The organism is Nocardiopsis changdeensis, assembly GCF_018316655.1.
Taxonomy (GTDB): domain Bacteria; phylum Actinomycetota; class Actinomycetes; order Streptosporangiales; family Streptosporangiaceae; genus Nocardiopsis; species Nocardiopsis changdeensis.
Genome location: NZ_CP074133.1, coordinates 4,924,914 through 4,948,140, shown reverse-complemented (window position 1 = coordinate 4,948,140; position 23,227 = coordinate 4,924,914). Strand labels below are relative to the sequence as shown.

General features: G+C 75.0%; 22 protein-coding genes and 1 pseudogene. 12 read left to right on the top strand and 11 right to left on the bottom strand.

Annotated elements, in window-relative coordinates; genetic code table 11:
* Positions 1–122: 122 nt before the first annotated feature.
* Together KGD84_RS22505 and KGD84_RS22500 are read left to right on the top strand one after the other, a co-directional pair.
* Positions 123–1,628, top strand: a complete 1,506-nt coding sequence (locus KGD84_RS22505) for an MFS transporter (protein WP_255646746.1) — start codon at positions 123–125, stop codon at positions 1,626–1,628.
* A gap of 22 nt (positions 1,629–1,650) precedes the next feature.
* The gene (locus KGD84_RS22500) at positions 1,651–2,217 is read left to right on the top strand and encodes a TetR/AcrR family transcriptional regulator (RefSeq protein ID WP_220562375.1); all 567 of its coding nucleotides are present in this window, start codon (positions 1,651–1,653) and stop codon (positions 2,215–2,217) included.
* A 156-nt stretch (positions 2,218–2,373) separates the two neighbouring features.
* Here KGD84_RS22500 and KGD84_RS22495 read toward each other — a convergent pair whose 3' ends face one another.
* Entirely contained in the window at positions 2,374–2,634 is a 261-nt protein-coding gene (locus KGD84_RS22495; protein ID WP_220562373.1) for a hypothetical protein, read from the bottom strand.
* Positions 2,635–2,851: 217 nt separating this feature from the next.
* Entirely contained in the window at positions 2,852–3,835 is a 984-nt protein-coding gene (locus KGD84_RS22490; protein WP_220562372.1) for an ArsR/SmtB family transcription factor, read from the bottom strand.
* A gap of 103 nt (positions 3,836–3,938) precedes the next feature.
* Here KGD84_RS22490 and KGD84_RS22485 point away from each other — a divergent pair, with 103 nt between their 5' ends.
* Positions 3,939–4,310: a cupin domain-containing protein gene (locus KGD84_RS22485; protein ID WP_220562371.1), complete on the top strand. Its 372-nt coding sequence runs from the start codon at positions 3,939–3,941 to the stop codon at positions 4,308–4,310.
* A gap of 22 nt (positions 4,311–4,332) precedes the next feature.
* Here the strand turns inward: KGD84_RS22485 and KGD84_RS22480 are convergent, their stop codons facing one another.
* The 3 genes from KGD84_RS22480 to KGD84_RS22470 all read right to left on the bottom strand — a co-directional run bounded on the left by KGD84_RS22480 (position 4,333) and on the right by KGD84_RS22470 (position 8,570).
* A complete protein-coding gene (locus KGD84_RS22480; RefSeq protein ID WP_220562370.1) occupies positions 4,333–5,904 on the bottom strand; it encodes an N-acyl-D-amino-acid deacylase family protein in 1,572 nt (523 codons plus the stop codon).
* A 9-nt stretch (positions 5,905–5,913) separates the two neighbouring features.
* On the bottom strand, positions 5,914–7,356 hold the full coding sequence (locus tag KGD84_RS22475) for an SLC13 family permease (protein ID WP_220562369.1): 1,443 nt from the start codon (positions 7,354–7,356) through the stop codon (positions 5,914–5,916).
* Between the two features lie 77 nt (positions 7,357–7,433).
* Complete coding sequence (locus KGD84_RS22470; RefSeq protein WP_220562368.1) at positions 7,434–8,570, bottom strand: M20/M25/M40 family metallo-hydrolase; 1,137 nt, start codon at positions 8,568–8,570, stop codon at positions 7,434–7,436.
* A 102-nt stretch (positions 8,571–8,672) separates the two neighbouring features.
* Here KGD84_RS22470 and KGD84_RS22465 point away from each other — a divergent pair, with 102 nt between their 5' ends.
* The 4 genes from KGD84_RS22465 (at position 8,673) to KGD84_RS22450 (ending at position 12,343) form a co-directional block, all read left to right on the top strand.
* On the top strand, positions 8,673–9,404 hold the full coding sequence (locus KGD84_RS22465; protein WP_255647273.1) for a GNAT family N-acetyltransferase: 732 nt from the start codon (positions 8,673–8,675) through the stop codon (positions 9,402–9,404).
* On the top strand, positions 9,401–10,039 hold the full coding sequence (locus KGD84_RS22460) for a MurR/RpiR family transcriptional regulator (protein WP_220562366.1): 639 nt from the start codon (positions 9,401–9,403) through the stop codon (positions 10,037–10,039). Before KGD84_RS22465 ends, KGD84_RS22460 begins: the two co-directional genes overlap by 4 nt.
* Positions 10,036–11,169 (top strand): o-succinylbenzoate synthase, encoded by a 1,134-nt coding sequence (gene menC, locus KGD84_RS22455; protein ID WP_220562365.1) that lies wholly within the window; start codon positions 10,036–10,038, stop codon positions 11,167–11,169. Before KGD84_RS22460 ends, menC begins: the two co-directional genes overlap by 4 nt.
* Positions 11,170–11,245: 76 nt before the next feature.
* Positions 11,246–12,343, top strand: a complete 1,098-nt coding sequence (locus KGD84_RS22450; protein ID WP_220562364.1) for an NAD(P)-binding domain-containing protein — start codon at positions 11,246–11,248, stop codon at positions 12,341–12,343.
* A gap of 20 nt (positions 12,344–12,363) precedes the next feature.
* On the opposite strand, the gene KGD84_RS22445 is transcribed toward KGD84_RS22450, so the two are convergent.
* The gene (locus KGD84_RS22445) at positions 12,364–12,921 is read right to left on the bottom strand and encodes a TOPRIM nucleotidyl transferase/hydrolase domain-containing protein (protein ID WP_255646745.1); all 558 of its coding nucleotides are present in this window, start codon (positions 12,919–12,921) and stop codon (positions 12,364–12,366) included.
* 150 nt (positions 12,922–13,071) lie between these two features.
* On the opposite strand from KGD84_RS22445, the gene KGD84_RS22440 reads away from it, so the two are divergent.
* Positions 13,072–13,998, top strand: coding sequence for an NAD(P)-dependent oxidoreductase (locus tag KGD84_RS22440; RefSeq protein WP_220562363.1), 927 nt, complete (start codon positions 13,072–13,074; stop codon positions 13,996–13,998).
* Here the strand turns inward: KGD84_RS22440 and KGD84_RS22435 are convergent.
* Positions 13,913–14,809: an AraC family transcriptional regulator gene (locus tag KGD84_RS22435; protein WP_220562362.1), complete on the bottom strand. Its 897-nt coding sequence runs from the start codon at positions 14,807–14,809 to the stop codon at positions 13,913–13,915. The two genes, KGD84_RS22440 and KGD84_RS22435, sit on opposite strands and share 86 nt — an antisense overlap.
* Positions 14,810–14,911: 102 nt before the next feature.
* On the opposite strand from KGD84_RS22435, the gene KGD84_RS22430 reads away from it, so the two are divergent.
* The gene (locus tag KGD84_RS22430; protein WP_220562361.1) at positions 14,912–15,934 is read left to right on the top strand and encodes a glutathione S-transferase family protein; all 1,023 of its coding nucleotides are present in this window, start codon (positions 14,912–14,914) and stop codon (positions 15,932–15,934) included.
* Positions 15,935–16,181: 247 nt separating this feature from the next.
* Positions 16,182–17,077: pseudogene (locus KGD84_RS22425) on the top strand (transposase).
* Positions 17,078–17,103: 26 nt separating this feature from the next.
* Here KGD84_RS22425 and KGD84_RS22415 read toward each other — a convergent pair.
* Positions 17,104–18,003 (bottom strand): LysR family transcriptional regulator, encoded by a 900-nt coding sequence (locus KGD84_RS22415; RefSeq protein ID WP_220562359.1) that lies wholly within the window; start codon positions 18,001–18,003, stop codon positions 17,104–17,106.
* Positions 18,004–18,109: 106 nt separating this feature from the next.
* Here KGD84_RS22415 and KGD84_RS22410 point away from each other — a divergent pair, with 106 nt between their 5' ends.
* Entirely contained in the window at positions 18,110–19,075 is a 966-nt protein-coding gene (locus KGD84_RS22410) for an EamA family transporter (protein ID WP_220562358.1), read from the top strand.
* On the opposite strand, the gene KGD84_RS22405 is transcribed toward KGD84_RS22410, so the two are convergent.
* From KGD84_RS22405 to KGD84_RS22395, 3 genes are all read right to left on the bottom strand, one after another.
* A complete protein-coding gene (locus tag KGD84_RS22405; RefSeq protein ID WP_220562357.1) occupies positions 19,023–20,240 on the bottom strand; it encodes an FAD-dependent oxidoreductase in 1,218 nt (405 codons plus the stop codon). The two genes, KGD84_RS22410 and KGD84_RS22405, sit on opposite strands and share 53 nt — an antisense overlap.
* 36 nt (positions 20,241–20,276) lie before the next feature.
* Positions 20,277–21,089 (bottom strand): TetR/AcrR family transcriptional regulator, encoded by an 813-nt coding sequence (locus KGD84_RS22400; RefSeq protein ID WP_220562356.1) that lies wholly within the window; start codon positions 21,087–21,089, stop codon positions 20,277–20,279.
* 143 nt (positions 21,090–21,232) lie between these two features.
* Positions 21,233–22,426, bottom strand: a complete 1,194-nt coding sequence (locus KGD84_RS22395) for an FAD-dependent monooxygenase (RefSeq protein WP_220562354.1) — start codon at positions 22,424–22,426, stop codon at positions 21,233–21,235.
* Positions 22,427–22,538: 112 nt separating this feature from the next.
* Here KGD84_RS22395 and KGD84_RS22390 point away from each other — a divergent pair, with 112 nt between their 5' ends.
* On the top strand, positions 22,539–23,117 hold the full coding sequence (locus KGD84_RS22390; protein ID WP_220562353.1) for a TetR/AcrR family transcriptional regulator: 579 nt from the start codon (positions 22,539–22,541) through the stop codon (positions 23,115–23,117).
* Positions 23,118–23,227 lie beyond the last annotated feature (110 nt).

Below are 23,227 nucleotides of genomic sequence, written 5' to 3'. Positions count from 1 at the left end.
CCCGCCCGCCCTGATTCCGGGTCCGCTCACGTTCCCCGCCCGGGGCCGCCCCTTCCCCAAAAAATTGAACGATGGTACAACTTGTACTCTCGTTCAACTTTCTCGAGAGAAGGGAGACGCCCGTGGAACGCCCCGGAGCGCGCGCCTGGGCCGGTCTCGCACTGCTGTCACTGCCGACGGTGCTGCTCGGCCTGGACGTCACGGTGCTCTACCTCGTCCTGCCGAGCCTGGCGGCGGACCTGGAGCCCACGGCCGCGCAGACCCTGTGGATCATGGACGCCTACGGGCTCCTCATCGCCGGGTTCCTCATCACCATGGGGAGCCTGGGCGACCGGATCGGCCGCCGCCGGCTGCTGTCCGTGGGCGTCGTCGCCTTCGGCCTCTTCTCGGTCCTCGCGGCGTTCGCCCCCACCGCGAAGTGGCTGATCGCCGCCCGGGCGCTGCTGGGCGTCGCGGGGGCCACGCTCATGCCCTCCACCCTCGCGCTGGTGGGGACGCTGTTCCCCGAGCCCCGGCACCGCGCCCTGGCCATCGGGATCTGGGCCACCATGTTCGCGCTGGGGATGGCCGCGGGCCCTGTGGTCGGCGGCGCCCTGCTGGCGCACCTCCCCTGGGGGTCGGTGTTCCTGCTCGCGGTCCCCGTTGCCGCGGTCGTCGCGGCCGCCGCCCCGTTCCTGCTGCCGGAGCACCGGGTCCCCGGCCGGGGCGGCTTCGACCTGCCCGGCGTGGCGCTGTCGCTGGGGGCGCTGCTTCCGCTGGTCTACGCCGTCAAGCACCTGGCCGCCGACGGGCCCGACCCGTGGACCCTCGGCGCGGCCCTGCTGGGCGCGGTCTGCTCGGTGCTGTTCGTCCGCCGCCAGCTCCGCTCCCCGGAGCCGCTGCTGGACGTGTCGCTGTTCGCCGACCGCGCCTTCTCCGCCGCCCTGCTCGTGCTGCTGGTCGGGCTGGTCGGCGTCGGCGGGGTCATGTTCCTGGTCACCCAGTACCTGCAGCTGGTCGAGGGGCTCCCCGCCACCGAGGCGGGGCTGTGGATGGGACCGCCCGCGCTGGCGATGCTCGCCGCCGCGGTCGGCGCCCCGCTGGCCGCCCGGCGGATCCGCCCTGGCACCGTCATGGCCGCGACCCTCGGCGCCTCGCTGGCCGGGTACGCGCTGCTGGCCGCCGCCGGCCCGGGGGAGCGGGTCTGCGTGGTCGCCGGGTTCACCCTGGTCTACCTCGGGCTCGGGTCCATCGCGGCCCTGGGGACCGACATCGTCGTGGGCGCTGCGCCCGCGGACAGGGCGGGGTCGGCGGCGGCGGTGTCCGAAACCGTGCAGGAGCTGGGGCTGGCGGTCGGCGTGGTGCTGCTGGGCGGGCTGTCCACCGCCGTCCACCGCTCCCGGGTCGCACCTCCGGACGACGCGCCCGCCGCCGTGGCCGCGCGGGTCGGCGAGGGCCTGTCGGGCGTGCGGTCGGTGGCCCACCGGCTGCCCGAGGCCACCGTCCGGGACGCCGTCGACGCGTTCGTCGCCGGGCTCAACCTCGCGGCCCTGGCCACCGGCCCGGTCGTGGCCGTGCTCGCCGTGGTCTGCGCCGTCGCCCTGCGGCACGTCCGCCCCATCGGGGCCGGAACGGGCGGCGGCCACTAGCCTGGGCGGTGAGGGAGGCACCATGGGCGAGACGACGGCGGTCACCGACGGGCGCAGGATCAGAGGGGAGCGCCGCCGGGCCGAGATCATCGACGCGACCCTGCGGGTCGTGCACCGCGACGGCGCAGCGGGCGTCACCCACCGCACCGTCGCCCGCGAGGCCGGGGTGACCGCCAGTCTGACCACCTACTACTTCGCCACGCTCGACGACCTCCTCGTGGCGGCGCTGTCGACCGTCGCCGACCACTACACCGCGAGGATCCGGGCCGTCACCGCCGCCGGCGGGGACACCCTGCGGGGACTGGCCGAGCTCCTCGCGGAGTCCGCGGGCCCCGGGCGCGAGCGCGCGCTCGCCGAACGCGAACTGTCCACCCTGGCGGCGCGGCGCCCCGCGCTGCGCCCGCTGGCCCGGCGCTGGCGGGAGGAGGTCGCCGGGCTGGCCCGCGCCCGCACCGACGACCCGGCCGCCGTCGAGGCCCTGGTCGCCGCCTCCGACGGGCTGTGCGCCTCCCTGCTGCTGGGGGGCGCCGAGGCCGACGTCGACCACCTGCACGCGGTCCTGGGACACGCCCTCACCGGGGGCCGGTGACCGCCCGGCCCGACGCCGTTCCGGGCGACGCGGGGCACCGTTTTCGGAATCCCTTTTCCCGTTCCGGGCGGATGCTGTTTTTCGAACCCCGTGTTGTCCGGATATGCGGGGGCCCCGCCGGAATTCCGGCGGGGCCCTTTCTCGTTCGGGCCGGGATCAGACGCGGCGCAGCCACAGGTAGACGGTGGCTCCGCCGTCGCAGAGGTAGTCCGAGTAGCGGCTGCTCTGCACCTGCTTGCGCCCCTCTTCGTGGCAGGCGGAGTAGGTCCAGTACCAGGAGTAGTACTCCCAGCAGGGAGGAACGTTGCCGTTGTGCTCGCACTGCGGGGTCGGTTCGACCGCCGCGGCGGGGGAGGCGAGACCGAGGGTGACGACGGTCGTCATGGCGGCGACGGCGAGCGTCTTGGCGAACTTCACGAACCACCTCTTCTTTTGTCCCGTAAAGGGTGACCGGAAAGGAACCCGATGGGGCGGGTGCGCGATCGCGCTCATCCGGATCGAGATGATCATAAATTCCACGGGTCTAAAGCCGGGGGAAAGCGGGGGTAAAGCAATGGTCAAGTGAATTCATATATACGAATTCTGGTTTTTTATCGTGTTCTGTGGGGGCGGCCGGGGCGGCGGCGCGCTCCGGTCAGCCGCGGCCCAGGAGGGTCTCGCCCATCGGGGTGCGGGTGTGCAGCACCCGGTTCCCCTCCCGGCGGGCGTGGACCAGCCGGGAGCGGCGCAGCACCCCCAGGTGGTGGGAGGCCGTGGAGACCGCCATCCCGCAGGCGTCGCCCACCTCCGAGGTGGTCCGGGGCCCGTCCAGGCAGGCCAGCACCCGGGCCCGGCCCGCGCCCAGCAGCTCCGTCAGCGCCTCCTCGGCGGCGGCGCCGTGGATCCAGGTCTCGGCCAGCCCGTCCACCGGGTAGAACAGGGAGGGCTGGACCGGCGGCTCGGTGAGCACCGCGCACCGGGCGGTGCCCATCACCGACGGGGCGAGCACCACCCCGCTGCCCTCGCACCGCACGTCCTCGTCGTGCATGCGCAGCGCCACCTCGATGGTGTTGCGGTGCCAGCGCACCGTCTCGTGCAGGGTCGCCACCATCGCGCCCACCCCGCCGGCGCCCATCCGCCGCATCCGCAGGTCGATGTCCGCGCCCATCAGCCGGCGGATCTGCGGCCAGTGCGGGGCCATCGTCGCCTCCCACACCTGCTCCCAGGCGTCGGCGATCATGTCCCGGGTCCGCCGCGGGTGCTCGATCATGCCCGCCACCAGGTCCTTGGCGCGCCCCTCCGAGCGCACCAGCACCTTGCCCAGGTCGAAGCGGACCGCGTCCATCGGCACCGCGCGCAGCCGCTCGATCTCCTCCTCGGGGGTCATGTCCCAGCTCGGCGCCGCGGTGAGGAAGTCCGGGAAGTACCCCTCCCGGCGGATCACGGCGGTCAGCCGGTCCAGGGCCGCGGCCGGCACCGACGCCCGCACCGACCGCAGCCACCCCCACTGGAGCGGGTGCCGCTGCGGGTTCAGCAGGATGCGCACGGCGTGCGCCAGCTCGTGGCCCGGGGACACCCCGAACCGGATGGCCGACACGTCGTCGGCGCCGATGTGGAACCGGGCACTCTTTCGATCCATGTCGAAACAGTAGAGCCTCCCGGGGCCGCCCGCCAGAGTGGGGGCATCGGCCGGACGGCGGGGACGGAAACCGCTCGCAGGCCCCACAGGAGAAGAGGACACCATGGACGCCACCGCGAACACCACGGCCCCCCGCGCCATCCCGTTCGACGAGATCGTCATCGGCGAGGCCCGCCGCACCCTGCTCTTCGAGGGCCGCAGGTACGGCTCCGGGATCAGCTTCTTCCTCGTCGACAACGAGCCCGGCCAGGGCCCCGGCCTGCACCGCCACCCCTACAGCGAGACCTGGACCGTCCTGGAGGGCGAGGCCACCATCACCATCGGCGAGGAGCGCCTGGTGGCCCGGGCCGGGGACACCGCGGTGGTCGGCCCCCACGTGTGGCACGGGTTCGTCAACTCCGGCACCGGACGCCTGCGCATCATGTGCGTGCACGCCTCCGACACCATGATCCAGGAGTTCAAGGACGAACTGTGACCCGCCCTCCGGGGCCGGCGCCTCAGGCGGCCCGGCGCAGGACCCGCCCGGGCCGCTCGCCGGTGGCCTCGCCCCCCTCGACGGCGGGGACCCCGTTGACCAGTACCGCCTCGGTGCCGACGGAGAGCCGCCACGGGTCCTCGTAGGTGGACCGGTCCGCGACCCGCTCCGGGTCGAACACCGCCACGTCCGCCGCGGACCCGGGCGCCAGCACCCCGCGGTCGGCCAGCCCCGCCCTCGCCGCGGGCAGGGACGTCATCCTGCGCACCGCCTCCTCCAGGCCCAGGACCCCCTCGTCGCGCACGTAGCGGCCCAGCACCCGGGCGAACGTCCCGAAGCTGCGCGGGTGCGGCCGCCCCGGGCCGGAGGCGTCCAGGACCCATCCGTCGCTGGCCACGGCGCTGATCGGGGAGGCGAGCACGCCCCGCACGTCGTCCTCGGACATCGCGTGGTTGACGATGGCCACGTCGCCGTGCCCGGCCAGCACGGCCAGCACCACCTCGGCCGGGTCCATACCGCGCTCGGCGGCGATCTCCGTGACCGACCACCCGGCCCGGTCCGCGAAGGGCCCCGGGCCCGGCTCGGCCAGGACGATGCCCGCCGGGTCGATGTCCCGGCCGAAGCGCTCGTGCAGGCCCTCGACGATCCGGGCGCGCTCGGCCGTGTCCGCGAGCCGCGCCGCGACGGCGGCCGCGCCGCCGTCCAGGGCCCAGGCCGGCAGCCGCGAGGCCAGCGAGGTGCTGGACGCGGTGTAGGGGTAGACGTCGCAGGTCACGTCCAGCCCCCGCTCCCGCTCGCGCAGGATGAGGTCCAGCGCCTTTAGGGCCAGCCCGTGGTTGCCCGGGCCCATGCTCTTCAGGTGCGACACCTGGAGCCGCGCCCCCGCGGACCGGGCCGTCTCCAGGGCCTCGGCGACGGCCTCCAGGACCCGGTCGGTCTCGTTGCGGACGTGGGTGGAGTACAGCATGCCGTGCTCGGCGGCCCGCCGCACCAGCGCGACCACCTCGTCCGTGGCGGCGAACAGGCCGGGCGGGTAGATGAGCCCGGTGGAGAAGCCCAGCACGCCCTGTTCCGCCGCCCGGGACACGTGGCCCCGCATCTCCTCCAGTTCGGCGTCGCCGGGGGCGCGGTCCTCGCCGCCCAGGACCGCCGAGCGGATCATGTTGTGCCCGATCTGGAGCCCCACGTTCACGCCGGGGCGCCGCGCGTCCAGCATGGCGGCGTACCCCTCCGCGTCCGTCCAGGACCAGTCCAGGGCGGCCGGGTCGAAGCCCGCGAAGCCCCCGGCGTCCCTGTTCCGCTCGGTCAGCGGGAACGGCGAGTGACCGCAGTTGCCGGTGACCAGGGTGGTCACGCCCTGGGCGAGCTGGGTGACGGCCCCCGGCGAGGCGGGCAGGGTGAAGTCCGCGTGCGAGTGCAGGTCCACGAACCCCGGTGACACGATCCGGTCCGTGGCGTCGATGGTCCTGCGCCCCCGCAGTGGCCCGGTTCCGACCGCGGTGATCCGGTCCCCGTCGACGGCCACGTCCGCACGGCGGCCGGGCGCCCCCGTACCGTCGACGACGGTCCCTCCGGTGATGACGATGTCGTGCACGCGTTCTCCTCAGCGGGTCTCGATGAACATGATGAGGGTGTAGACCGCACAGACGGGGATCAGCACCGCCCATCCGGTGATCAGGACGTTCTTCAGGTTCGTCGACCGTGCCATGCCCATGGCGCCGACCATGTTCGCGTTGGGGAAGGGGCCGTACGTGTCGGCCTTGGACGCGAAGAGCAGGACGATGATCCACGTGGCCACGCCGATGCCGATGCTCGAGGCCAGGCCGCCGAACAGCTCGTCGATCAGCACCACCTGGGCCGCGGTGGCGCCGGGGACCCCGACCCAGCCGAGCAGGGCGATGGCGATCGCGAACAGGAAGGGGCCCAGGCCCTCCAGCCGCTCGCCGTACAGCTCCAGGATCACGTCGAAGGGCTGGAGGGAGTCGAGCACCACGAACAGCACCGCCAGCAGGACGAACAGCACCAGCATGCCGATCATGCTCCGGGCCCCCGTGCCCAGTGCCCGCAGGGTCCCGACCGGGCCCAGCCCGCCGACGAGACCGGTGAGCAGCCCCAGGACGGGCAGCGCGACCAGGGGGAAGAGGATGCCGACGCCGGAGGCCACGGCCCACACCACCGACCCCGCCAGGACGACGGAGAAGAGCGCGGTCGCGGTGCGGGCGCGCCGGTCGGGGCGGTCCAGTCCCTGGACCATGTCGGCCTCGCCGTACTCGTCCCCGGTGCCCTCGGTGCGGCGCTGCATCCACCGCACCACGGGCAGGCCCACCACCAGCGAGACCGCCGTCAGGGGCAGCGCGCCGTAGAGGAGGTACTCGAGGTAGCCGGCGTCCGCCGCCGTCATGATGGCGACGTTCGACCCGGCGAAGGGGGCCAGGGCCAGGCCGGCGCAGCCGCCGATGAACATCATCGCCGCGGTCGCGCTGCGCGTGTAGCCCAGGCGGGCCGCGACCGGGATGACCAGGGGCGCCGCGATGGCCAGGGCCCCGGCCAGGGTCCCCAGGGAGGCCACGAGCGCCAGGCAGGCCACCATGACGGCGAACGCGGTCACCAGGGGGCCGCGCCCGCCGACCAGGCCGACGATCCCGCCGACGATCACGTCGGCCACCCGGGTCCGGCGCATGACCTCGCCCACCGCGGCCCCGAACATGATGATCACGCCGATGAGCGTCACCTGGTTGCCGAGCGACGCCACCGCGATGTCGGCCATGGCGCCGGGGCCCGGCATGAGGATGAGCAGGCCGCCGACCGTGCTGACCACGGAGGCGGGCAGCATGTTCATGCCCAGGACGACCAGGGCGGCGAACAGCAGGATGGGCAGCAGGCCCCAGAGCGTGGGCGGCTCGTAGAGCAGTCCGCAGACGAGGCAGGCCACCAGGCCGACGGCCGACAGCACCGGGTTCAGGACGCGGACGACGCGTGCGCCGCGGGAGGTGTTCGCCGTCGCGGCCGCGCCGTCGGCGGTCCGTTCGGGGGGAGAGGCGGTCATGGTCTTCCTCGGGATCGTGGGAGGGGAGGGGGAGGGCGGCCCCGGAAGGGGCCGGCCCCGGGCGGCCGGGCGCCGTCTCAGACGGTGCGGTGCAGGCCGGTGACGAGGGCGGCGAGCAGGTCGATCCGCTCGGTGAGGCCGGACGCGGACACCCACTCGTCCCGGGCGTGGGCGCCGCCGCCGTGCGGTGCCAGCCCGTCGACCGTGGGGACGCCCAGGGCCCCGGTGGTGTTGGTGTCGGCGGCCCCGTCGGCGGGGCGCCCGCCCAGGCTCTGGCCGATGCCCGCGGCGATCTCCGCGACGGACGCGGCCAGGCCCCGGGAGGCGTCGTCCTCCCGCCAGGTGGGCCGGTGGGAGAGCAGCCGGGAGGCGACCCGGGCGTGCGGACGCACCGGGGTGAGCCCTTCGAGGGCGCCCAGGACGGTCCGCTCGTTCTCCGGGTCGGCGAAGCGCAGGCCCAGGTCGGCGTGGGCGCGGCCGGCGACGACGTTCGTCCGGCCGCCGCCCCGCACGGTGCCGGTGTTGAGCAGGACCGGGAGCCGGGAGGCGACCTCGCGCACCCCCAGGAGCTGGTCGATGAGCTCATCGATGGCGTTGGTGCCGGCGTCGGGGTCCAGGGCGGCGTGCGACTCCACACCGGTGACCTCGATGCGGGCCCGGGTGCTGCCCCTGCGGCCGGTCTTCAGGTCCCCGCCGGGGTGGGGCGGCTCCAGGCCCAGCACCGCCCGGGCCGACCCGGCCTCGGAGCGGACCAGGTCGCCCGCGGTCGGCGATCCGACCTCCTCGTCGGCCACGACGACCGCCCGCACTTCGGGGTGGGGCTCCCCTGAGGCGACGACCCGTTCGACGGCGGCGAGCAGGGCCACGATCCCGGCCTTGGTGTCGTACACCCCGGGCCCGCGGACCACGTCCCCCTCCACGCTCCAGGGCATGGAGTCCAGGGTGCCGGTCGGCCAGACGGTGTCGTAGTGGCTGAGGAAGAGCAGCGGCGGGCCGTCGACCCCGCGTGCCGGCAACGACCACAGGAGGTGGTCACCCGCCGTCCCGGCCCGGCGGGCGGTGTCCATTCCCGCCCGGCGCGCCAGCGGCTCCAGTACCCCCGCCAGGGCGGCCAGGGCCGCCGTGTCCCCGCTCGGCGACTCCAGCAGGGTGAGCGCGCGGAGGGTGCCGAGGGGGTCGTCGGAGACCGGGGGAGCAGTGGTGATCCGTTTCATATACGGATGCTATGGTTGCCACAAAAATCCTGTCAATAGGGAAAAAGCACCTGAAGGTCGAATGATACGTTCGCTATCTTTCTCCGGAGGCGAAGCGTGACGATGCGTGTCCAGCACTCCTCCCCCGGACGCCCGGCCTCGGACGGGATCACCGTCCGGGACCTCACCACCGCCGCGGAGTGGTCCGCGGCCTCCGGCCTCTACCGCTCCGTCTTCGGCTACGAGGGACCCGAGCACGCGGTCAGCCCTCGCCTCCTCGCCGCCCTGCGCGAGAACGGGGGCAGCGTGCTCGGGGCCTTCGACGAGAACGGTTCGCTGGTCGGCTTCTGCTACGGCGTCCACGCCGTCGACGGCGGAGCGCCCTACCACTACTCGCAGACCGCCGTCGTGGCCCCGACCGTCCAGGGGCGCGGCGTCGGCCGGGCCCTGAAGCGGGGGCAGGCCGAGGCGGCGCGCAGGACCGGCGTGGACACCATGCGCTGGGCCTTCGACCCCTACTCGCTGCGCAACGCGCACTTCAACCTCGAAGTCCTCGGAGCGGTCGGCATCCGCTTCCTCCCCGACTTCTACGACGACGGGGGCTCCGACCGCGTCATCGTCAGCTGGGGCCTGGGAACCGAGGCCGGCCGGCCTCGGGCCGAGGGGCCCGGCCACCGCACCACGGTCACCGCGCCCGCCGGGCCCCGGACCGCGGCGGAGGACCCCGGAGACCGGGCCCGCCTCTCGGCGGAACTGCGGGCCCGCTTCGCGGAAGGCCTGCGGCTCGTCTCGGTCGCCAGGCCGGAGAATGCTCCCGACACCGTGGTCTACACCTTCAGTCGAGGAGAGACATGACCCCCCAGCGCGGAACCACCCCGTCCGAGCGCTTCGACCGCAACGTCCAGCGCCGCTCCGCCCAGGTGCTCAAGCAGCGCGTCCTCGAACAGCAGCGCGCCGAGTTCGACACCGCCCTGGCCTGGGCCGCGGAGGAGGACGCCATCGAGCGGGCCGCCGCCCTGATCGTCTCCGCCCGGCGCCGCTACCTCCTGGGATCGGGCAAGTCCCTGGGCTACGCCTGCATGCTCGCCTCCGACCTCACGGCGGGCCTGTCCGGCGTCCACTTCGTCGACGGCTCCGCGCTGCGCGCACTCGACGTGCTCAGCGACATCCGCGCCGGGGACCTGCTGGTGGCGGTCTCCCTGTCCCGGTACCGGCGCGAGACCGTCGAGGTCGCCCGCACCTACGCCGAGCGCGGCGGAACCCTCGTCCTCATCACGGACGCGGAGGACGCCCCGCTCGTCCGCTACGCCGCGGCCGCGGTCGTCCTGGACCTCTCCAGCGCCTCCTACACCAACTCGCCCACCTCGGTCGCGCTCTCCCTGCACCTGTTGGCGACCCTGACCATCGCCAGTTCCAAGGGGGCCGGGCGCCGCCTGCGCGAACGGGACGCCCTCTCCGCCGAACTCGGCCTCTACACGGAGGAAGAATGACCCGCATCGACCGCATCGAACTCCACCGGGTGCGGCTGCCCCTGGTCCACCGCTTCCAGACCAGCTCCCACGCCAAGACGGAACTGGAGCACATCCTGGTCCGGCTCACCGACGGCGAGGGGGCGGAGGGGTGGGGCGAGATCGCCTCGCCCAGCGGCCCCTTCTACTCGGCCGAGACGGTCGAGACCTGCTGGTCGGTCGCGGTCGACCACCTGGTGCCGATCGTCCTGGGCGCCGACTGGGAGCACCCCGGGGAGCTGGCCCGCGCCATGGCCCGGGTGCGCGGCAACCGCTTCGCCCGCGCCGGCTTCGACACGGCGGCCTGGGCGCTGTGGTCGCTGCGCCGGGGCGTGCCCCTGGCCCGCGCGCTGGGCGGCGGGCGCGACACCGTGGAGGCGGGCGTCTCCCTGGGGATCGAACCGGGGATCGACGCCCTCCTGGAACAGGTCGGGCTCCGCGTCGCCGAGGGCTACCGCCGCGTCAAGCTCAAGATCGCGCCGGGCTGGGACGTCGAGCCGGTGCGGGCCGTCCGCGCCGCCTTCCCCGGCGTGCCCGTCCACGTCGACGCCAACGGCGTCTACGAGGACACCGAGGAGCACCATGCGGTCCTGCGGGAACTGGACGGGTGGGGGCTGCTCATGGTCGAGCAGCCCTTCGCCCCGTCGGCCCTGCTGGCCCACGCCCGGCTCCAGCGGACCATGGAGACCCCGGTCTGCCTCGACGAGTCGGTGGAGGACCCCGAGGACCTGAACACCGCGCTGGCCCTGGGGGCCGGGCGCGTCCTCAACATCAAGGTGTCCCGGATGGGCGGTCTGACCCAGGCCGTGCGCGCGCACGACATCGCCCGCGACCACGGCGTCCCGGTCTGGTGCGGCGGCATGCACGAGTTCGGCGTGGGCCGCGCGGCCAACGTCGCGCTCAGCTCCCTGCCCGGGTTCACCCTGCCCTCGGACGTGTCCGGCTCGGACAAGTACTACGCGCGCGACATCACCACCGAACCGGTGGTGTGCACCGGCGGAACCGTGCGGGTGCCGACGCGGCCGGGGGCGGGGTGGGTGCCGGACACCGGTTTCCTGCGCACGGTGGCGACCCGGAGCCTGGTCAGGGAGGCCTCCGCCGCGGCCGTCTGAGCCCCGGCGCCGCACCGGGAAGAAACCCCGCCGCGCGTTGTTGCCCATGGACGGCGACGACGCGAAGGGGGACGCCATGACGGGCGGAGCACCGGGAGGACCGCAGGAGGCGGAGGTGGTCGTGGTGGGCGCGGGCCAGGCCGGCCTGTCGGCGGCCTGGCACCTGCGCCGCCTGGGCCTGGTGCCGGGCACCGACGCGGTGGTCCTGGACCGAGGGCCCGCCCCCGGCGGGGCCTGGCAGTTCCGCTGGGAGGCGCTGCGCCTGGACGACGCCCACAAGGTCGACGACCTGCCGGGCATGCGGGAGATCGGGCTGAGCTTCGCCACCGCCGACGGCGACCGCCCGGCCCGCGACGTCGTCCGCGAGTACTACGACCGCTACGAGCGGGCCTTCGACCTGCGGGTGCGCCGCCCGGTCGAGGTCACGGCGGTCCGCGAGGCCGGCGACGGCCGCCTGCGGGTGGAGACCGACCGGGGGGCCCTGCTCACCCGGGCGCTGGTCAACGCCAGCGGCACCTGGGCCCGGCCCTTCCGCCCGTACTTCGCGGGCGCCGCGGACTTCCGGGGCGTGCAGGTGTCCACGCCGCAGTACCGGTCCGCGCGGGACTTCGCGGGCCTGCGCGTGGCCGTGGTGGGCGGGGGCACCTCCGCCACCGGCTTCCTGCACGAACTGGAGGGGGTGGCCGCCTCGACGGTCTGGGTCACCCGGCGCCCGGTGCGGTTCACCGACGACCCCGGGGCCGGGGTCGAGGCGGTGCGCCGGGCGGACGAGGCCGCCCGCGCGGGGCGGCCGCTGCCCAGCATCTCCAGCGGCACGGGCCTGCCCGCCACCCCGCGCAACCTGGCCGCCGTCGAACGCGGGCTCCTGGTCGCCCGCCCCATGTTCGCCGCCGTGGAGCCCGACGGGCTGCGCTGGGCCGACGGGGCCTTCGAGCCCGTGGACGCGATCATCTGGGCCACGGGCTTCCGCGCCGAGCTCACCCACCTGGCCCCCCTGGGGCTGCGCGAACCCGGGGGAGGGGTGAGGGTGGAGCAGGGCCGCTCGGTGCGCGACCCGCGCGTGTTCCTGGCCGGGTACGGGCCGCAGGCCAGCACCATCGGCGCCAACCGGGCCGGGCGGACCGTCGCCCGCCAGGTGGTGGAGTACCTGCGCGGCGCACCGGCCGCCGCCTGAGCCGACCGGCGCCGCCCCGCTCAGGCGGAGGCCTCCCCGGCCGCCACCTCCAGCGCGGCCAGGACCGCCGCCAGCGGTCCCGGCACCCGCTCGGGGGCCAGGGCCTGCGCCATCGCCCGGGCGTACTGCTCCTTGTTGTTGCTCATGAACCCGTGCAGCTGCCGGTCGGCGGGGCGGCCCCGGTGCGCGGGCTGCCTGCGGTAGATCCGCAGGGACCGCTCCCGGCCCTGGCCGGCGATCACCTGTTCCACCCCGGCCACGCCCAGCGCGCGGATCAGCTCGTCCTCCAGGTCGTCCACGCACACGTGGAAGTCCCGGCCCAGGCCCGCCCCGGCGAACGCCCGCGCGAAGTGCCGCTCCTCGGCGGCGTCGCACAGCCCCACCAGGCGCAGCCCGGCGCCCCGCGGCCCCAGCCGGGCCACGAAGCGGCCGACGTTGGTGGCCCCGCCCATGGGCACGATCGCCGCGCCCAGGACCCGCGGGTCCAGCCCGCGCCCCGGGGCCAGGGCCAGCAGGGCGGCGCGATCGCTCTCGCCCTCGACGAGGATCGCGGTGCCCAAGCCGTTCAGCCCTTCCACGGGCGTCACACTACGGTCCGCGGACCGGCGGCCGCACGCCGTTTTCGCCGCCGCACGATCGTTCAAGACGCGGCCGGCCCCGCGGTGCTCCGATACGTGCGGGGCGCCGGGCGGCGCCCGGACGGCACCCTCCCGGGAGGAGACGAGGACATGGCGATCGGTTTCGTCGGACTGGGCATCATGGGGACCCCCATGGCGCTGCGGCTGCTGCGCGCGGGCACCGACCTCGTGGTGTGGAACCGGTCCCCGCACCGGTGCGGCCCCCTGGAACGCGCGGGCGCGCGGATCGCCGCGGATCCGGCCGAGGTGTTCGACTCCTGTTCCGCGGTGATCCTCATGCTCTCCGACGAGGCGGCCGCCGACGCCGTGCTGGGCCGCACGGCGGAGGGGGAGGTGGCCGTCGGCGTCGCCGGGCGCACGGTCGTCCACATGGGCACGATCGCCCCGGCGGCCTCCCGGGCCCTGGGGGCGGACATCGAGGCCGCGGGCGGCCGCTACGTGGAGGCCCCGGTCTCGGGCTCGCGCGGACCGGCCGAGGAGGGGAGCCTGGTGGCGATGCTCGCGGGCGACCCGGAGCCGGTGGCGGAGGCCGCCCGGATCATCGCGCCGCTGTGCACGGACCAGGTCGTGTGCGGGCCGGTGCCCGCCGCCCTGACCCTCAAGCTCGCGGTGAACACCTTCCTCATCACCCTGGTCACCGGGCTGGCCGAGGCGTTCCACTTCGCCGAGCGCCAGGGACTGGACCCGGGCCTGCTGGCCCGTGTCCTGGACGCCGGGCCCATGGCCAGCGCCGTTTCCCGGGCCAAGGCGGACAAGCTCGTCTCCGGGGACTTCGCGCCGCAGGCGGCGGTCGCCGACGTGTTCAAGAACAGCCGCCTGGTCGTGGAGGCCGCCCGTGCGGCGGGCGCGGCGGCGCCGCTGATGGAGGCGTGCCTGCGCGCGTTCGCCGACGCCGACCGCTCCGGCCACGGCGGCCGGGACATGGCCGCCGTCATCGAGGCGCTGCGGGCGGCCGACCCCGGCCCCGCTCCGGAGCGGGCACCCGCTCCAGCGCCGCCGCCCAGCGGCCGGGGGTGAGCCCGTAGGCGCCCTTGAAGACGCGGGTGAGGTGGCTCTGGTCGGCGAACCCGGCCTCCACCGCCGCCGCGGCCAGGGGGACGCCCGAGGCGATCAGCCGCCGGGCCCGGTCCAGCCGCCGCATGGCGCGGAACCGGGTGGGGCTGGTGCCGAACGCCTCGCGGAACCGGCGCGCGACCGTCCACCGGTCCAGCCCGCAGGCCCGCTCCAGCTCCTCGGCGGAGTGCGCGGCGGCCGGGTCGTCGGCGATGAGCCCGCGCGCCCGCTCCAGCTCCGCCAGCGGCAGGGGCCCGCCCCGGGGCCGGGCCGGGGCGGACCGCCCCGACCAGGCCAGGAGCAGGTCGGCCAGGGACGCGGCCAGCTCCGCCCCGGCCAGGCCGTCCAAAGGGTCGTCCATGGTGCCCAGCCACCGCAGCAGGGCGCGGGGCACCCGCTCGGTGGGCACCACGGGGTCGGCCACGAACGGCAGCGGCACCCCGCCCAGCGCCCGCTGGACCAGCGCGGGGTCGATGTGGACGATCCGGTAGCCGAACCCCTCCTCGGTCCCGGCCGCCCCGTCGTGCTCCTCGTCCGGGTGCAGCACGTGGGCCTGCCCGGGCAGGCAGTGGTGGCGCCCGCCGCGGTAGCCGAACCCCTGGACCCCGGCCAGGGTGACGCCGACCGCGTACACGTCGTGCCGGTGCGGGGCGAAGCCCCCGGAGGAGAACGACACCGCCAGCCGCTCGATCCCCGGGGCGCCGCGCCCGTAGCGCAGCCTGCCGCCCCGGGCGCCCGCCAGGGGCCCGACCGGTTCCGGGGTCGTGTCGTCCATGGGAGGACCACGGTAGCCCAGGCCCTCCGCCCGGTACCGGGCGCGCCGCCGCCGCGGGGATACGATGCGACCGGCAGTGCCGTCGCCGGGAGGAGAAGCGGGATGCGGGCCAACGAAGTCCCCACGGAGGAGATCACACGCGATCCGGCGGCCTTCGCCGACCGGGTCACCGCGGACGGCCGGTTCGGTCGCGCCGCCGAGCCCGGGCGCTACCGGCTGGTGGTCAACCGGGCCTGCCCGTGGGCGCACCGGACCGTCATCGTCCGCCGCCTCATGGGCCTGGAGGGCGCGGTCTCCCTCGCCGTCACCGACCCCAGGCAGGAGGTCATCGACGGCGACCCGCACTGGGTGTTCACCGAGGAGACCGGCAGCCCGGGCGGCGTGGACCCGGTGCTGGGCATCCACGCCCTGCGCGAGGCCTACCTGGCCCGCGACCCCGGCTACACCGGCGGGGTGAGCGTGCCCGGCCTGGTCGACACCGCCACCGGCCACCTGGCCACCAACGACTACGACCGGCTCTGCCTGGACATGGCCACCGAATGGGGGCCGCTCACCCGCGAGGGCGCCCCCGACCTGTACCCGGAACCGCTGCGCGAGGAGATCGAGGCGGTCGGCGCGGAGGTCTACCGCGACCTCAACAACGGGGTGTACCGGGCCGGGTTCGCCCCCGACCAGGAGCACTACGACCGCGCCGTGGCCGGGGTGTTCGCCCGCCTGGACGACCTGGAGGCGCGCCTGTCCTCCCGCCGCTACCTGGTGGGGGAGACCCTGACGATGGCCGACATCCGGCTGTTCACCACCCTGGTGCGCTTCGACGCCGTGTACCACGGGCACTTCAAGTGCAACATCGCCAAGCTCATCGAGTACCCGGCGCTGTGGGCGTACGCCCGCGACCTGTTCCAGACCCCGGGGTTCGGCGACACCACCCACTTCGACCACATCCGGGTCCACTACTACTGGGTGCACACCGGCATCAACCCGACGCGGGTCGTCGCCGCCGGGCCCGACCCGCGGGGGTGGCTCGCCCCGCACGGGCGCGAGGCGCTGGGCGGGTCGCCGTTCGGGGAGGGCACCGCGCCCGGCCCGGTCCCGGAGGGCGAACGCGTCCCCGCCATCGCCGACTGAGCGCCGCCCCGAGCACCCGCCGTGCCGCCGGCGGGGCCGCGAGGCGCCGTCGGGGCCGAAGGCCCCCGTCCCCCGAGGGCACCGCGCAGGGCGGCGGCGCCGCGGCCGTCGGCCGCCCGCCGGGGACCTTCCGCCACCCGTCGGGCGGGCCGAAGCGCGGCGGGGTCCGCGAGGACACGGCCTAGATCGTTGATGGGAAATCCCTGAACCCGCTGCGCGCATGGCGAAGGGCGTCGAGGATCAGAGTGTGACCAATGACCTTGACGCCCTTCTGACAGCACTCTACGTCCATCTCGACGACCATGTGCTCCCTTCGGCGAACCAGCGCCGCGGCCCGGGCCGCCCCCGAAAGCTCACCGACGCCGAACTCGTCTGTGTCGCCCTGGCCCAGGTCCTGCTCAGGTGTGACTCCGAACGCCACTGGATGCGGGCGGCACCGGCCCGGATCGGGCACCTGTTCCCCCGCCTGCCCGGCCAGTCCGAGTACAACCGCCACCTGCGCGATGCGGCCCCGGTCCTGCTCAAGGCCGCGATGTGGCCGGCCCGCTCCGTCCCGACCTGGTGGGAGGGTGTGCGGTTGATGGACGGCACCCCGGTGCGGTGCGGGGCCTCTCGCGTGACGGTGGACCGCTCCGGCCCGGGCGAGGTGGCCGGGTACGGGCGGGACGTGTCCCACCACGCCTTCTACTGGGGTGCCAAGCTCGTGCTCATCACTACCGCGGAGGGGTCGGTGTGCGCGTTCTCCCTGGCCCACCCCAAGGAGTTGGACGAACGCAAACAGGCACTGCATCTGCTGCACGTCCGACCGTGCGCTCCGGGGCTGCAGCGGTGATCGTGTGCGACAAGGGCTTCGCCGGGGTCGGTATCGAGACGGCGGCCGCCGGGTTGGGGTTTGCCCTGGTGCGTCCGGCGCTCAAGGGCGAATCCGTCGAGGGCCGGTTCCCGGGCTGGTTGCGTCAGAGGATCGAGGCCGTCATCTGGACGTTGAAGAACCAGCTCGGCCTGGAGCGCCACCAGGCTCGCACCAGTGAGGGGCTGTGGGCGCGGGTGTGCCAGCGCATCTGCGCGCTCAACGCCGCGATCTGGCACAACTGGCTGGTGGGTGCCCCGGTCAAGCGGTCGTTGATCGCCTACGACCACTGACCAGGACACATTTCCCCATCAACGATCTAGAGACGGGCGGCGTGCTCGCGTAGCACCCGCACGGCCTCGGTGATCGCCGGCCGGCGGGACGCGCCCTCGCGCCACAGCACCGCCAGGCCCCGCACCGGTGCCGGGTCCACCGGCCGCACCGCCACGTCGGCGGGCAGCGGCCCCCGGCCCAGGCGCGGGACCACGGCGACGCCCAGGCCGGCGGCCACCAGCGCCAGCTGCGTCTGGTACTCGGCCACGTAGTGGGCGATGTCGGGCTCGGTGCCGGTGGAGCGCACCGTGCGGGTCAGCCAGTCGTGGCACACCGTCCCCGGGGGCTGGCAGATCCACCGCTCCCCGGCCACGTCGGCGCGGGTCAGGGAGTCCCGGGCGGTGAGGGGGTGGTCGGGCGGCAGCAGGACGTCGCAGCGGTCCTCGCCGATGCGCTCCCGCGCCACCCCCTCGGGGACGCTCATCGGGGCGATGTCCCAGTCGTGCACCACGGCCAGGTCCACGGTGCCCTGGGCGACCATGTGCGGGGTGGCGTGCGGGTCCTCCTCGAACAGCCGCACGTCCAGCGCGGGGTGGGCGGCGGCCAGCTCGGCGAGCACCCCCGGCAGCAGTCCTCGCGCGGCCGTGGCGAAGGACGCGACGGTCAGCCGCCCGTGCGGGCGGCCGCGCCGCTCCTCCAGGGACACCTCGGCCTCCTCGACCAGCGCCAGCACCCGCCCGGCGGTGCCCACGAGCATCGCGGCGGCGTCGGTGAGCACCACGCCGCGCCCGCGCCGCTCCAGCAGCGGGGTGCCGGTCTCGCGTTCGAGCTTGCCGACCTGCTGGGAGACCGCCGAGGGGGTGTAGCCCAGGGCCTTGGCGGCGGCCGCCACCGATCCGTGGACGTGGACGGCGTGCAGGGCGCGCAGCCGGGAGAGGTCGAGCACGGGGCGCTCCTTTCGGGAGGACACCACCATTATGTAGCAGGCGTGAATCCGACGGTGTAGGAATCTTCGCTGGTGCTTAATCCGCCGGGCGGCCATGATCGGACCCATGCGTCCCTTCCACCTGTTCCTGGCCGTGCTCGTCGCGGCCGTCTGGGGTGTCAACTTCGTCGTGATCGAGGTCGGCCTCGACCACTTCCCGCCCCTGCTCTTCACCGCCCTGCGCTTCCTCGTCGCGGCCGTGCCCGCGGTCTTCCTCGTCAAGCGGCCCCGGGTCGCCCTGGGGTGGATCCTCGTGGTCGGGCTGACCCTGGGGGTGGCCAAGTTCGGCCTGGTCTTCACCGGCATGCACCTGGGCATGCCCGCCGGGCTCACGTCGCTGGTGCTCCAGGTCCAGGCGGTGTTCACTGCGGGCTTCGCGGTGGTGTTCCTGGGCGAGCGGCTGCGCCCGCTGCGCTATGCGGGCATGGCCGTGGCGCTGGGCGGGATCGGTGTCGCGGCCTGGGCCCAGGGCGGATCGGGGCCGCTGGCGGCGTTCTCGATGATCATCGCGGCGGCCGCGTTCTGGGGCCTGGCCAACGTGGCGACCCGCAAGGCGGCTCCGCCCGACACCCTGTCCTGGATGGTGTGGGTGAGCCTGGTCCCTCCGCTGCCGCTGTTCGCGCTGTCCCTGCTCGTGGAGGGGCCGGAGGCGGGCCTGGCCGCGCTGCGCGGCCTCGACCTCACCGGGATCGGCGCACTGCTGTTCATCGCCTGGGTGGCGACCGTGTTCGGGTTCGGCGTGTGGGGGTTCCTGCTGCGCGAGCACGACGCCTCGGCGGTCGCCCCGTTCACGCTGCTCGTGCCGGTGTTCGGGATGCTCTCGGCGTGGGTGTTCCTGGGGGAGGAGCTCACACCGCTCAACCTGCTGGCCGCGGTGCTGCTGGTGGGCGGGGTCGCGCTCACCGCCCTGGGCGGCGGGCGCTCCCGGGCCGGGGGCCGGGACCCGGGGGAGGAGCGGGGGAACGGGCCGGAGGAGGGCGTCAGCGGCGGGCGAACTCCGGGGCGTGTTCCGAGCGCAGCCCCAGACCGATGAGGCGGGCGGGCACCGCGGTCATGAACGGCAGGTGCTCCAGCACCCAGAGCACCGGTGCGGGCGGCCCCATCCTGCGGCCCTGGAGGATCGGCTCGACCAGGATCTTCTCCATGGTCCGCTGGAGGCGCTGGACGACGGCGGTCGGCGCCAGCCTGCGCGCGCGCACCCGCGCCAGGGCGCGCCCGTCGGCGGTCCCCCTCCGGAGCGGTTCGGCCAGCAGGGTCGCCGCGGCCACCGCGTCCTGCACGGCGAGGTTGATGCCGACCCCGCCCAGCGGGGACATGGCGTGCGCGGCGTCGCCGATGCACAGCACGCCCTCGGCGTGCCAGCGGTGCAGCCGGTTCAGCCGGATGTCCAGGTGCTTGACGTCGTCCATGGACCCGATGGAGTCCACTCGGTCGGCCAGCTCCGGGAGCAGTTCGGCGACGTCGGCGCGGAACGCCTCCACGCCCCGGGCGCGCAGGTCGGGGTCGTTGCCCTTGCGGCCGATGTAGGCGACCTGGAGGTACCCCTCGCGGGGGATGACGATGAGGAACCGGCCCCGACCGGCCCGGGGGGTGAGCGCCATGGCGTCCTCCGGCGAGCCGGGCAGCCGGAACCACCAGGCGTCGATGCCCACCGGGAACTCCGCGGGGACCAGCCCCGCCTCGCGGCGGACCAGCGACCAGCGGCCGTCGCAGCCCACGGTGAGGTCGGCGCGGATCTCCCCCTCGCCGCCGGGGCCCCGGTACCGGGCGCCGACCACGCGGCCGCCCTCGCGGACCAGCCCGGTGGCCTCGGTGCCCATCCGCAGGGTGAAGGAGGGCTCCTCGTTCGCGGCCCCGGCCAGCAGGTTCAACAGGTCCCACTGGGGCACCATGGCGACGCTCCGGTAGGGGTGGGGCAGGCGGCGGAAGTCCGCGATGGTCACGATCCTGTCCCCGCCGAGGGGGAAGGCGACCCGGTCCAGCGGGCTCTGCGGCAGGGCGGCGAACTCCTCGCCCAGGCCGAGCTCGTCGAGCAGGCGCACGGTCGAGGGGTGGACGGTGTCGCCCCGGAAGTCGCGCAGGAAGTCGTCGTGCTTCTCCAGCACGGTCACCGCCACGCCCGCGCGGGCGAGCAGCAGGCCGAGCACCATCCCGGCGGGGCCGCCGCCGGCGATCAGGCAGGTCGTCTTCTCGGTCATCGGGGACTCCTGTTCCGGGGCTCCGTCGCCCCTGGTTCAGCGCGGCGGGTGGGTCGCCGCCGCTCGGAGGAAGGCGTCGCCGAGGACGGCGCAGGTCTCCTCCACGTCGGGGAAGTCGATGCCGGGCACCCCGGCCAGGGCGGGGCGCAGGGCGAAGTGGATGACGGCGGGGCCGACGAGCTGCTGGGCCAGCAGGGGCACGGGGAGGTCCCGCAGCCGCCCGGCGTCGATCTCCCGGCGCAGCCAGCCGCCCAGGGCGGCCAGCATGCGCGGGAAGAACCGGCTTGTCAGGAGGTTCCGGGCGGGGCCGCCGGGCCGGGCGAACACGTCGGCCAGCAGCGCGGGCATCACCCGGGGCTCGTCGGTGAACGCCCGGGCCAGCGCCCGGTGGACGCCCAGGACGGCGGCCGCCAGGTCCTCGCCCGGGTCGGCGAGGTGCCGTTCCAGCTCGGTCAGCGGGCCGTACCGCTCGAAGACCGCGGCCAGCAGGGCGTCGCGCGACCCGAAGGCGGCGTACACGCTGTGCACCGAGCAGTCGGCGGCGGCCGCGACGGCCTCCAGGGTGGTGGCCGCCAGGCCCGTCTCGCCCAGGAGGCGCGCCCCCGCCTCGACGGCCCGCTCCCGGACGGGAGGGCGCCCGCCGGGGTCGACGCCCGCCTCGCGGACCGCCGTGTCCAGGGCCCCGCGCCTGCCCCCGAGGCGGCGCAGGAGGGTGCTGCGGGAGACCCCCGCCTCCTGGGCTATCTCGATGAGAGGCACGTCGGCCACGTCCTTTCCCGTCCGCTCCGCGGCGCGGATCGCCGCGCCCACCAGATCGTCCGGAATCTTGGGGTGTTCGGTATCTGACATCAAGATAAAGGTAACCCGTAATCGAGTATCAGACAAGGGGGTCGGTGACGGAGTGACCACTGAGGAGAATGAGGAGAAAGAGTAGCTGTGTGCCGTCCGGGCCGGCGCCTGGGCCGGCGATGGGCGCCGGCCCGTCCGCCGGCTCAGGCGGCGGGTGGCAGCGCGACCGACGACAGCACCCGGGCGGCCCGCGAGTCCGAGTTCACCGCGCGGCGCAGCAGCGGCCGGGGCAGCCGCGGCAGGGCCCGCAGCGCCGCCGACCGCAGCGTCACCCCGAGCCGGGAGCGCGGGATGAGCGTGTCCATCGACGCCGCCCCCACCCCGCCCACCCGCCGCACGTAGGAGGCCAGGGCCGACTCGTAGGCGGCGGGGCCGGTCCGCGGGTCCTCCCCGAGGTGGTGGGCGAGCGTGTAGGCGCCCACCACCGCCAGGGTGGTGCCGCCGCCGACCGCGGCGCCCGGGCAGTACCCGGCGTCGCCGACCAGCGCCACCCGGCCGCGCGTCCAGGAGTCCATGGCGATCCGGCTGATGGAGTCGAAGTACAGGCCCTCGTCCCGGTCGGCGGCCTCCAGCAGCTCGGGCACCCGCCAGCCCTCCCCGGCGAACGCCTCCCGCAGGAACCGCCGCTGGGCGTCCAGGTCCCGGTGGTGCCCGTCGTACTCCCGCGCGTCCCGCGACAGCAGCGCGCCGCGGGCCCGGCCGGTGCCCGGCACCGGGAAGACCGCGGCCGTCCGGTCCACGGACTGGTAGAGCACCACCCGGCCGTCGGCCTCCCGCGGTTCGGGCAGGTCGAACACGGCGATGTGCCCGCCCAGGAACCTGCGGTACCGCTCCTCGGAGCCGAAGGCCAGGCGCCGGACGGCCGAGTGCAGCCCGTCGGCGCCCACCACCAGGTCGAACCGGCGCGGGGCGGCGCGCTCGAAGGCCGCGTCGACCCCGTCCCCGTCGTCGTGCAGGGAGGCGACGGAGTCCCCGGACAGGTACTCGACGTCGTCGCGGACGGCCTCGTGCAGGATGCGGGCCAGGTCGCCGCGCAGCACCTCCACGTGCCGGTCGTCGGTGGCGACCTCCGCCAGGGCGCCCATGTCGACGTCGACCGGGCGGCGCCCGGGGCGCTCCAGGCGGATGCGGGTGTTGCCGGTGGAGGCCTCGCGGATCCGGTCGATGAGGCCCATGCGCGTCGCGATCTCCACGGCGGGCTCGAACAGGTCCACCCCGAAGCCCCCGCCGCCCGCGGGCGCGCGCTCCACGAGCACGGGCCGGTGCCCCAGCCGGACGAGGCGGTGGGCCAGGACGGGGCCGGCGATCCCCGCGCCGGAGACGAGCACGGTCGCCATGGCGGCCTCCTTTTGTAGACTTACCGGAAGGTAAACAAAAAACACCGGCGATGGCAAGGCCCCCCATGGTCCAGACTGGTGACACCACGGTGGCCGAGAGGTGAGGTGAGGGGTGCCCCGAGCGCGATCGACCCGGACCAAGGACCGGATCCGGGCCGCGTCCCTGGAGCTGTTCCGGGAGCGGGGCGTCCAGCAGACCAGCATGCGCGACATCGCGGACCGGGTCGGCATCACCAAACCCGCGCTCTACTACCACTTCGCCTCGCGCGAGGACCTGCTGCGCTCCCTGGTCCGCCCGATGCTGGACGACTACGAGGCCGCCGTGGCCGCCGACGAGGCGGCCGGGGGCGCCGTCGACCCGCGCGTCCTGCTGGCCCGGTACTTCGACGTGAGCATGCGCCACCGGGAGGTCAACCGGGTGGTGTTCCGCGACGCCGCCACCCTGGCCGAGCTCGACCTGGGCGGCCGGGTCCTGGACTGGCGCCGCCGCATCACCGCGATGCTCGCCGGCCCCGGCGCGGAACTGGCCGAGCTGGCCCGCGTCACCCTGGTGCTGGGCGGCCTGGGCGACTGCGTGGTCCTGCTGGGCGACCGCCCCGCGGCCGAGCTGCGCGCCGCCGCCCTGGCCGCCGCCTACACCGCCCTGGGCCTCCCGCCCGGGCCGCCGCCCGCCCCGGAGCAGCCCGTCTGACCGAAGGTGGCCGACCCGGTGCGGTGCGCTCCGGCACGGTTGTGTCTCGTTCGCTCCACGGCGCCCGCAGCGCCTTCCCGGGCCGCGCGACCCCGACCTACGCTTCTTCC

Excerpts from the sequence above, each read along its gene's own strand:
- KGD84_RS22490 (WP_220562372.1), bottom strand. The coding sequence starts at position 3,835 with ATGGATCGAAAGAGTGCCCGGTTCCACATCGGCGCCGACGACGTGTCG.
- KGD84_RS22500 (WP_220562375.1), top strand. The coding sequence starts at position 1,651 with ATGGGCGAGACGACGGCGGTCACCGACGGGCGCAGGATCAGAGGGGAG.
- KGD84_RS22470 (WP_220562368.1), bottom strand. The coding sequence starts at position 8,570 with ATGAAACGGATCACCACTGCTCCCCCGGTCTCCGACGACCCCCTCGGC.
- KGD84_RS22405 (WP_220562357.1), bottom strand. The coding sequence starts at position 20,240 with ATGACCGAGAAGACGACCTGCCTGATCGCCGGCGGCGGCCCCGCCGGG.
- KGD84_RS22475 (WP_220562369.1), bottom strand. The coding sequence starts at position 7,356 with ATGACCGCCTCTCCCCCCGAACGGACCGCCGACGGCGCGGCCGCGACG.
- KGD84_RS22435 (WP_220562362.1), bottom strand. The coding sequence starts at position 14,809 with ATGGACGACACGACCCCGGAACCGGTCGGGCCCCTGGCGGGCGCCCGG.
- KGD84_RS22460 (WP_220562366.1), top strand. The coding sequence starts at position 9,401 with ATGACCCCCCAGCGCGGAACCACCCCGTCCGAGCGCTTCGACCGCAAC.
- KGD84_RS22465 (WP_255647273.1), top strand. The coding sequence starts at position 8,673 with ATGCGTGTCCAGCACTCCTCCCCCGGACGCCCGGCCTCGGACGGGATC.
- KGD84_RS22450 (WP_220562364.1), top strand. The coding sequence starts at position 11,246 with ATGACGGGCGGAGCACCGGGAGGACCGCAGGAGGCGGAGGTGGTCGTG.
- menC (WP_220562365.1), top strand. The coding sequence starts at position 10,036 with ATGACCCGCATCGACCGCATCGAACTCCACCGGGTGCGGCTGCCCCTG.
- KGD84_RS22400 (WP_220562356.1), bottom strand. The coding sequence starts at position 21,089 with ATGTCAGATACCGAACACCCCAAGATTCCGGACGATCTGGTGGGCGCG.
- KGD84_RS22430 (WP_220562361.1), top strand. The coding sequence starts at position 14,912 with ATGCGGGCCAACGAAGTCCCCACGGAGGAGATCACACGCGATCCGGCG.
- KGD84_RS22410 (WP_220562358.1), top strand. The coding sequence starts at position 18,110 with ATGCGTCCCTTCCACCTGTTCCTGGCCGTGCTCGTCGCGGCCGTCTGG.
- KGD84_RS22395 (WP_220562354.1), bottom strand. The coding sequence starts at position 22,426 with ATGGCGACCGTGCTCGTCTCCGGCGCGGGGATCGCCGGCCCCGTCCTG.
- KGD84_RS22485 (WP_220562371.1), top strand. The coding sequence starts at position 3,939 with ATGGACGCCACCGCGAACACCACGGCCCCCCGCGCCATCCCGTTCGAC.
- KGD84_RS22440 (WP_220562363.1), top strand. The coding sequence starts at position 13,072 with ATGGCGATCGGTTTCGTCGGACTGGGCATCATGGGGACCCCCATGGCG.